Source organism: Bacillus sp. NPDC077411 (assembly GCF_044543425.1).
Taxonomy (GTDB): domain Bacteria; phylum Bacillota; class Bacilli; order Bacillales; family Bacillaceae_G; genus Bacillus_A; species Bacillus_A bruguierae.
This window is the reverse complement of record NZ_JBITWA010000040.1, coordinates 1-10,540: the sequence shown is the minus strand read 5'-3', so window position 1 is coordinate 10,540 and position 10,540 is coordinate 1. Positions and strand designations below refer to the sequence as shown.

Annotated in this window: 1 protein-coding gene and 1 pseudogene; both read right to left on the bottom strand. The window is 35.7% G+C overall.

Going from position 1 to position 10,540, the window contains the following annotated elements:
* Positions 1–7,187: amino acid adenylation domain-containing protein (locus ACIGHG_RS25310; protein WP_396551202.1), on the bottom strand; the 7,187-nt coding region annotated here is incomplete at its 3' end.
* Between the two features lie 914 nt (positions 7,188–8,101).
* Positions 8,102–10,540, bottom strand: a pseudogene (locus ACIGHG_RS25305) (class I SAM-dependent methyltransferase); the annotation flags it as partial.

Sequence of the window (10,540 nt, the reverse complement as noted above, 5' to 3'; positions counted from 1 at the left end):
AGACCTACTAACATATCTGTATTCCGTTCTGTCATAATCGCAACGACTGTATCCGGACCTATCCCCTTACTTCTAAGGGTACGCGCTAACTGGTTCGCCCGCTTATTTAATTCTTGGTAAGTCAACTTGCTTTCTCCTGCCACTACAGCCACTCGATTTGGAGAATGTTCCACTTGTTCCTCAAATAACTTATGGATTGTTTTATCCTTCGGATATTCTATATGTGTATTGTTGATTTGATATAATAAATAGTCTGTTTCCTCTGTTGATAAGATGTCCACTTCATCCAAGGTTTGTTCTTGATCTATAGACAAGTTGTTTAACAAATTAACAAAGTGCTTTTGGAATCGAACCATTGTATCATGTCTAAATAAACTTGTACTGTATTCCAGTTCAAACTCGATATTGTCCTCTTCCTCTGCTGCGGCTAAGGAAACATCAAATTTGGATGTATTGTTAACATAGTCATATGGTTTAATCTCCAGCCCATTCGCTTGGATTTCTTCCATATCCATATTCTGTAGAGTGAATAATGTGTCGAACAGCGGATTCCTGCTCATATCTCGCTGAATATCTAACGTTTCCACAAGTTCTTCAAATGGATAGTCTTGATGTTTAAAGGCTTCCAAGGTAACTTCTTTCACTTCTCTAAGGAATTCCGTAAATGACTTATTCCCTTGTGGTCTGTTTTTTAAAGCGAGTGTGTTTACAAACATCCCCACTATATGTTCCAGGTCCGCATGTGGACGTCCCGCAATAGGAGACCCTACCACAATCTCTTCTTGCCCCGTATATTTGTATAATAATGTGTTGTAAGCAGCCAACAAGACCATATATAGAGTAGCGTTCTGTTGTTTCCCGATCAACTTCAGCTTTTCTGTAATTTCTTGGCCAATTTGGAAATTGAGACTATTCCCTTCATGACTAAAGACCGGCGGTCTTGGATAATCTATTGGCAGGTTAAGAATTGGAATATCGCCCTGAAATTGTTCTTTCCAGTATGTTTCCTGTCCCTTTAACTTTTCACTCTTCATGAACTCATTCTGCCATACCGCGTAATCTCGGTAACGAACTTTCGGTTCTTCTAGTAAATCTCCCATATAAAGTCTTGTAAAGTCATCAATTAGAACTTTTGCTGAAATTCCATCTGAGATAATATGGTGCATATCAACAATTAAGATATGTCTATCTGTATCTATCTTAAACATCCCTACACGAAGCAAAGGTCCCGTAGACAAATCAAATGGGCGAATAAACGCTTGTATCGCTTCTTGAACCTGTCCTATTGATACTTCCATATATTCCACATTAAAGCTCACATCTTTATGAACCTTTTGAACTGGCGTTCCTTCCACTAGCTCAAATGTAGTTCTAAAAGACTCATGACGCGCAACCAGTTGACAGAATGCAGAATTCAATCGCTCTTGGTCCACTATTCCTGTCAATTCCATAACTGCTGGCATGTTATAACCTAAACTCTCTTCTTCAAACTGATTGATTACATACATTCGCTTTTGTGCTGAAGATAATGGATAATACTCTTGATCTTCTACCTGTGTAATGGTTGAATAGACGCTTTTATTCGAATACTCGATATATGCCGCAAGCTCCTCAATCGTCTGACGTGCAAATACTTCTTTAAGAGGAAACTCCACATGAAATTGTTTGTGTATCTTTGACACCAAAGATGTAGCTCTTAGGGAATGACCACCCAATTCAAAAAAGTTTTCATGAATCCCAATTTCCCGGTTTAAAGATAAAATTTCTTGCCAAATATGAGCCAATTGTTCCTCTATTTCGTTTCTAGGCGCTACATACTCCACATGGCTCATCGATGACCAATCCGGAGTCGGAAGGACCTTCCGGTCTATCTTTCCATTCGGATTTAAAGGAAACTTGTCCAACTGGATAAAGTAAGATGGAATCATGTAATCCGGTAATTCAGCCATCAAAGTTTGTCTTAGTTCAGCTACTGAGATATCACGGTTGGCGACAATATATCCACACAGATACTTTTCACCAACTTCATCTTCGCGGTCCATGACAACTACTTCCTCCACATCCTCATGTTTCAATAGCTGATGCTCAATCTCTCCAATCTCAATCCGGTACCCTCTAATTTTCACTTGATGGTCTATACGTCCCAAAAATTCTAAGTTACCATCGGGTAACCACCTTGCCAAGTCACCTGTCCGATACATCTTCTCACCTGGAATAAATGGGTTTGGAACAAACTTCTCCGCTGTGAGCTCTGGTCTATTTAAATAACCACGTGCCAAACCTTCCCCACTTACACAAAGTTCACCTGCAACTCCTAATGGCAATAAATTATTTTCCATATCAAGGATATAAACCCTGTTATTACTTATTGGTTTACCAATAAGTACCTTCTGATCTTCCTGTTTTAATTCACATATTGTAGAACAAACACTATTTTCTGTTGGACCATATTCATTAAACAATTTTACGTGAGGAATTTTCTGAAAATGTTTTGTAATTAGATTTTCATTAAAACCTTCCCCTGCAATTGTCACAAATCTCAAATCTACTAAAGGCTTATCAATAGTGTTTAATAGATTATTATAATAGCTTGGAACAGCTAACAAATTAGTTACTTTATTATTTTGAATAATATTTATAAATTTACTGAAATTCATTCTTATATCTTCTATTAAAATTAATTTACCTCCAGAAAGCAAAGTAGTAAAAATATCTTCAACAGAGCTGTCAAAAGAGAAAGAAGGCATCTGTAACGTAATATCACTGTCACTATATTGATATGATTCTATTCTCCAACATAACGTATTGAGAATAGATTTATGATTCACCATTACACCCTTTGGTGTACCAGTTGAACCTGAAGTGTAGATAACGTATGCCAAGTTATTAGGCATACAAGCCTCCTCAAGATTGTTCCCATTTATATGGTAAGAGCTTTCACTGTCCAAAAAGATTTTATTCCCATCAAATTCTACTGTATCTAACAACTTTTTCTGTCCAAGGATAAACCCTGTTTTACTATCTCTCAACATAAATTCGCTACGTTGTTTTGGTAACTTTTGATCAATCGGTAGGTAAGCACCACCAGCTTTTAAAATACCTAATACACCTACTATCGCGTCCACATTTCGCTCTGTCATAATCGCGACTACTGTATCCGGACCTATCCCCTTACTTCGAAGGGTACGTGCTAATTGGTTTGCCCGCTCATTTAATTCTTGGTAAGTCAACCGGCTTTCCTCTGCCACTACAGCCACTCGGTCTGGAGATTGTTCCACTTGTTCTTCAAACAACTTATGAATTGTCTTATCCTTCGGATATTCCATATGTGTATTGTTGACTTGACACAGTAAATAGTCTGTTTCCTCTGTTGATAAGATGTCCACTTCATCCAAGGTTTTTTCTTGACTTATAGACAAGTTTGTTAACAAATTGACAAAGTGCTTTTGGAATCGAACCATTGTATCATGTCTAAATAAACTTGTACTGTATTCCAGTTCAAACTCGATATTGTTCTCTTCTTCTACTGCGGTCAAGGAAACATCAAATTTGGATGTATTGTTAACATAGTCATATGGTTTAATCTCTAGCCCATTTGCTTGGATTTTTTCCATGTCCATATTCTGTAGAGTGAATAATGTGTCGAACAGCGGATTCCTGCTCATATCTCGCTGAATATTTAACGTTTCCATAAGCTCTTCGAATGGGTAGTCTTGATGTTTAAAGGCTTCCAAGGTAACTTCTTTCACTTCTCTAAGGAATTCCGTAAATGACTTATTCCCTTGTGGTCTGTTTTTTAAAGTGAGCGTGTTTACAAACATCCCCACTATATGTTCCAAGTCCGCATGTGGACGTCCCGCAATAGGAGACCCTACCACAACCTCTTCTTGCCCTGTATATTTGTATAATAATGTGTTGTAAGCAGCCAACAAGACCATATATAAAGTAGCGTTCTGTTGTTTCCCAATTAACTTCAGCTTTTCTGTAATTTCTTTGTCAATTTGAAAATTGAGACTATTCCCTTCATGACTAAAGACTGGCGGTCTTGAATAATCTGTTGGCAGGTTAAGAATTGGAATGTCATCCTGAAATTGTTCTTTCCAGTATGTTTCCTGTTCCTTTAACTTTTCACTTTTCATGAACTCATTCTGCCATACTGCGTAATCTCGGTAACGAACTTTCGGTTCTTCTAGTAACTCTCCCATATAAAGTCTTGTAAAGTCATCAATTAGAACTTTTGTTGAAATTCCATCTGAGATAATATGGTGCATATCAACCATTAAGATATGTCTATCTGTATCTATCTTAAACATCCCTACACGAAGCAAAGGTCCCGTAGACAAATCAAATGGGCGAATAAACGCTTGTATCGCTTCTTGAACCTGTCCCATTGATACTTCCATATATTCCACATTAAAGCTCACATCTTTATGAACCTTTTGAACTGGCGTTCCTTCCACTAGCTCAAATGTAGTTCTAAAAGACTCATGACGCGCAACCAGTTGACAGAATACAGAATTCAATCGCTCTTGGTCCACTTTTCCTGTCAATTCCATAACTGCTGACATGTTATAACCCAGGCTCTCTTCCTCAAACTGATTGATTACGTACATTCGTTTTTGTGCTGAAGACAATGGATAATACTCTTGATCTTCTACCTTTGTAATGGTGGAATAGACACTTTTATTCGAATGCTCGATATATGAAGCAAGCTCCTCAATCGTCTGACGTGCAAATACTTCTTTAAGAGGAAACTCCACATGAAATTGTTTGTGTATCTTTGACACCAAGGATGTAGCTCTTAGGGAATGACCGCCCAATTCAAAAAAGTTTTCATGAATCCCAATTTCCCGGTTTAAAGATAAAATTTCTTGCCAAATATGAGCCAATTGTTCCTCTATTTCGTTTCTAGGCGCTACATACTCCACATGGCCCATTGATGACCAATCCGGAGTCGGAAGGACCTTCCGGTCTATCTTTCCATTCGTATTTAAAGGAAACTTGTCCAACTGGATAAAGTAAGATGGAATCATGTAATCCGGTAATTCAGTCAACAAAGTTTGTCTTAGTTCAGCTACTGAGATATCACGGTTGGCGACAATATATCCACACAGATACTTTTCACCAACTTCATCTTCCCGGTCCACGACAACTACTTCCTCCACATCCTCGTGTTTCAATAGCTGATGTTCAATCTCTCCAAGTTCAATTCGGTACCCTCTAATTTTCACTTGATGGTCTATTCGTCCCAAAAACTCTAAGTTACCATCAGGTAACCATCTTGCCAAGTCACCTGTCCGGTACATCTTCTCCCCTGGAATAAATGGATTCTCCACAAACTTCTCTGCGGTCAATGTCGGATTGCCAAGATATCCTCTTGCTAGCCCTTCTCCTGCGATGCATAATTCACCAACCCCACCAATCGGAACTAAATTTTCTTTGTTGCAAATAAATATTCTTGTATTTGAAATAGGTTTTCCGATAGGAAGCCTTTCCATTAAACCCTCCTTTTTAACTACATATGTTGTAGCTACATGTGTCTCTGAGGGTCCATAATGATTATGTAAAATAACCGAAGACTTTTTCAGCTTACTCCTAATCTCTTTAGATAAAATCACTTGTTCTCCAGCTAAAATGATATTCTCAAGATCTGTAAAGATATCTTGTAAACCAATATAGTTAAAAAAGTGATTAAAATAGGCCGGTGGTAGAAATAAAGTATTAATTTTATTTTCCCTAATGAAATCCGAAAATTTATTAACATTCATTTTAGTGTCTTCATCTACCAAGAAAAGTGTACTACCATTTAACAAGGTCGAGAAAATCTCCTGATAGCATACATCAAAGTTCACAGCAGCAAATTGACTCACATTCTTATTCTTAAAATCAATTTCATTTTCAATATGCCCAGACTTAATTAGATTTAAGAAACTCTTGTGCTCAAGCATTATTCCTTTAGGATTTCCCGTAGTTCCAGATGTATATATCACATAAAACAGATTGTTGTAACTATTTAGATTTTCAAGATTACTACTATCTGTATGATAAGTTGAACCTAATTTTATATCGACGATGTCTCCGACAAAATCAAGGCTATCAAAGCATAAGTCTTTAGTTATTACAACCTTTGCTTTACTTTGTGCTAACATATATTTTATTCTTCTCGATGGAAGACTTGTATTAATAGGCATAAATGCCCCACCAGCTTTAAGTACAGCTAATACACTTACGACAAACTCTGTAGATTTCTCAACCGCAATAGCTACTATACTATCAGGCTGAACCCCCCTATTTCTCAAATTTCTGGCAAGTCGGTTTGCCTTTTCATTTAATTGTAGATAGGTCATTTTGTCTTCGCCTGATATAATCGCAATACTATGTGGAGTTTTTGAAACTTGATCTTCAAAAACTTCTTGTACAGTCTTACCATGGTGAGTTTCTAGTAAATCACCTGTAAATTCACAGAACAGTTTCTCTTTTTCAATGTCAGTGATTATATTAACATCGGACACTTTCAATTCTGCATTATACAACACTTGCTCTAGTACAATGATAAATCTTGAAACCAGGGACCTTATTGTCGTTTCGTTATATATACTGGAATTATAATTTATTTCTCCATTTAGAAAAGAGCCTTGTAATTGGAACGAAAAGCCTAAATTTATGTCCCTTCCTAAGTTTCCATGTATATTCATCATACTAAATGGGATACTATCTTTAACAAACCTTTCAATCTTTTTAGAATCTATAAATCTTTCTATATTATAACATTGATGTGAATAGGCTTCCCATACTGCTTCTCTAACACTTAAGACACATTGTTTAAAAGACATGTCTCCTTTAATGATACTGCTTATAGGTAATATATTATTTTCGCTCTCTATTCCCTTTCTATAAATAGGAGATGCAATTGTAATTTCTTCTTCATCTAGAAGCCTAAATAAAAGAACCTTAAATGAACTAAGTAAAATAACGTAGAGGGATAGACTGTTCTGTGCACTGACTTTTAGTAATCTTTCAGTTAATTCTGGTGTGAATTTAATCCCTATTTTATTAAATGTAGGATTTTTTAACAGAAGAGAATCCTGTATTAAAGTTGTTGCTTCCAAATTTTTATTTAAATACTTTTTAATCCAGTAATTTCTAGACTTTGAAAGTTCCTGTATATCTTTATAAACATTAACCATAAATAGACTCCTTTTTATATTAAGGGCAACATTATAATATTGCCCTTAATAATAGATTAAAAGTTAAATTCCATTTCCAATGAATTATTCATATTCTCTAACTCTTGATTATCCTCTGTTCTAACTAATTGTAAAGATTCTAAGGTAGAGTTCGGCAATACGGTAACTTGTATTAACAATTCTTTTAACTGATCCACGATAGCTAATATGCTTTCTCTAGTAAATAAGTCACAACTATACTCTAACTCAAATTCCAACTGTTCTCTTATTTCAGTTGCTGTTAACAATAAATCAAATTTAGAAGTACAATTTTCGTATTTATACGGACTAATAGTTAATCCATTAGTATATAATTTCTTTTCATCAATATTATGCAAGACAAACATTGTATCGAAAAGTGGATTCCTGCTAACATCACGACTAATCCCTAGTTCTTCTATTAGCTCTTCAAACGGATAATCTTGGTGTTTAAAGGCATCTAAGGTAGTTTCTCTAACTTCTGTGAGGAATTCTGCAAATGACTTATTCCCATTTGGTCTGTTTTTTAGCGCAAGTGTATTTACAAACATTCCCACTATATGTTGTAAATCAGCATGTGGACGCCCTACGACAGGGGATCCTACTACAATCTCCTCTTGTCCTGTATATTTATATAACAATGTGTTGTAGGCAGCCAACAAGACCATATATAAAGTGGCATTCTGGTGTTTGCCTATCAACTTCAACTTCTCTGTAACTTCCTGGCTTACTTGGAAGGTTACACTATTTCCTTTATGACTTGAGATACGTGGTCTTGGATAGTCTGTCGGTAACTTAAGGATTGGAACATTACCTTTAAACTGTTCTTTCCAATACATCGCTTGCTGTTTCATTTTGTTACTATTAAATATATTATTTTGCCAAACTGCATAGTCTTTATAATGAATTTTTGGTTCTTCTAGCACTTCTCCTGAATATAACTTAGAAAACTCCTCAATAAGTAATTGTATTGACATACCATCAGAGATAATATGGTGTACATCCACAACCAAGATATGTTTATCGACGTCTACGTTAAATAAACCAACTCTGAACAGAGGAGCCTCTGATAAATTAAATGGTTTAATAAATGCATCTACTACCTCATCAATCTTCTCATTGTCTATTTCCTGGTAATTAATGTTAAAATTAACATTTTGTTGTATTACTTGCACTGGAGTATCATCTACTATTTTAAACATAGTCCGAAAAGCCTCATGACGCTCAATCAATAGTCGGAAAACTCTTTCTAGTTGGACGCGGTCTACAACACCTGTCAACTCTAATACTGCTGGCATATTGTAGCTTATATCATTCTCCTCAAATTGATTAATAAAATACATGCGCTTCTGTGCTGAAGATAATGGGTAATACTCCTTTTCTTCTACCTGTTCAATTGATTTATATAAGCTTTCACTAGCTTGGTCAATGTAAATTGCCAGTTCAGCAATAGTTTGGTTAGAGAATATCTCTTTAAGTGGTATCTCAACGTTAAATTGCTTGTGAACGTTTGATATAACAGAAGTTGCCCTCAAAGAGTGTCCACCCAGCTCAAAGAAATTATCATGCACACCAATCTGTTGATCTAAAGATAGAACATCTTGCCATATGCCCACTAATTTCGTCTCTGTAATGCTTCGTGGTGCTACATATCCATGTTTATTTGTAGATTCCCAACTTGGTGTAGGAAGAGCCATCCTATCAACTTTTCCATTAGAGTTCAATGGGATCTTATCTAATTGAATAAATTGGGATGGTATCATATATTCAGGAAGATCGAGCAACAAGTTCTCCCGCAATTGGTTTAATAAAATTCTAGAAGACTCTTCATTGAATGGAATATTAGTATATTCCTCCCAATTATCAAGTGAAAATTCCTTACTCTTACTATTCCAAAACGACAATGCTGATTCCACCAATAAACTCACTGTTTCTTTATAGATTACTATATTATATTTGTCATGAGACTTAGGTCCTGACCACAAAATATCTGCCTTGTATGCTGCTGGTAAGTAACTTTCTATAGTATGAAAATGAGTATCACCATCTATTTGATTCTCGCCTATTTCTGCTGCTAGCTCTTTAATACTTTCTACATCAGTAGCATTTTGAATCATAGTATTAGTAATATTCAATAAGCCTTCTATCCTAGAATTAGGAACATTTTCTATTGTTAAAACATCAAAGTCTTCCCTTATAACTTTTTCATTAAATATGGTTTTATTTAGTAAATCATCATCCCAATCCATGTTTACAGTGTGGCTCTTAGCAAAATTACATTCTCCAATATGAAGAATTACATCATATCGGAATCTTGTCATCTCATTTAAATTCTTTTCCTTTTTATATTTAATTTCCACATGACCTATCTCTGGAATCTCATTTTGTAACTTATAAAAGAACATTGGATCAATTACTAATTCTTCTTCTAATAACTGCATCTTCTCTATTCTTTTCTTTGCATCTTTTAGAGAAATATCATCATTTTCAAGGATGAGGGATAAATAAAATTCTCGCAGTAATGCCAAATTCCTCACATCTCCAACAAAAATCTTCCCGCCTTCTTTTACTAACTTTACACAATTCCTTAATACTTCAATTAGATATTGTCGGTTAGGAAAATATTGTGATACAGAATTAAATAAAACTGTATCAAATGATTTTTCCTTTAATCCCGTAATATCATTAGCTTCTCGTTGTATAACTTGTATGTTCTCACATGCCTTTGAAATAGTCTTCGATAAATTACTAGAGTAAGCTACGGCTTCCTTAGACATATCACTAGCAATATATGTTTCTGATATAGGAGCAACTCTAGACATAATCATACCTGTTCCACAACCAATTTCGTAAACATCCTTAGGACTACATATGCCTATTCTTTCGATAGTTGCGTCTAACCATATCTTCATTTCATAATCTGATATTTGTTCCTTTGAGTAACTACTTTTCCATCCAGCAGTATTGAAAGAGCCAATTGTAGTTTCCTGTCCATAGATATCATTCCAGACCTTACTCCATTTGGCAGTCATCTGATCCGCTTCTATATCATTACCTTGAGTTACTATATATCCACATAAATACTGCTCACCCGCTTTATCTTCCCGAGCAATGACAACTGCTTCCTCCACATCCTCATGTTTCAATAGCTGATGTTCAATCTCTCCAAGTTCAATTCGGTATCCTCTGATTTTGACCTGATGATCTATTCGTCCCAAAAACTCTAGGTTACCATCTGGCAACCATCTTACCAAGTCACCTGTCCGGTACATCTTCTCACCTGGAATAAATGGATTCTCCACGAACTTCTCTGCGGTCAATGTCGGATTGCCAAG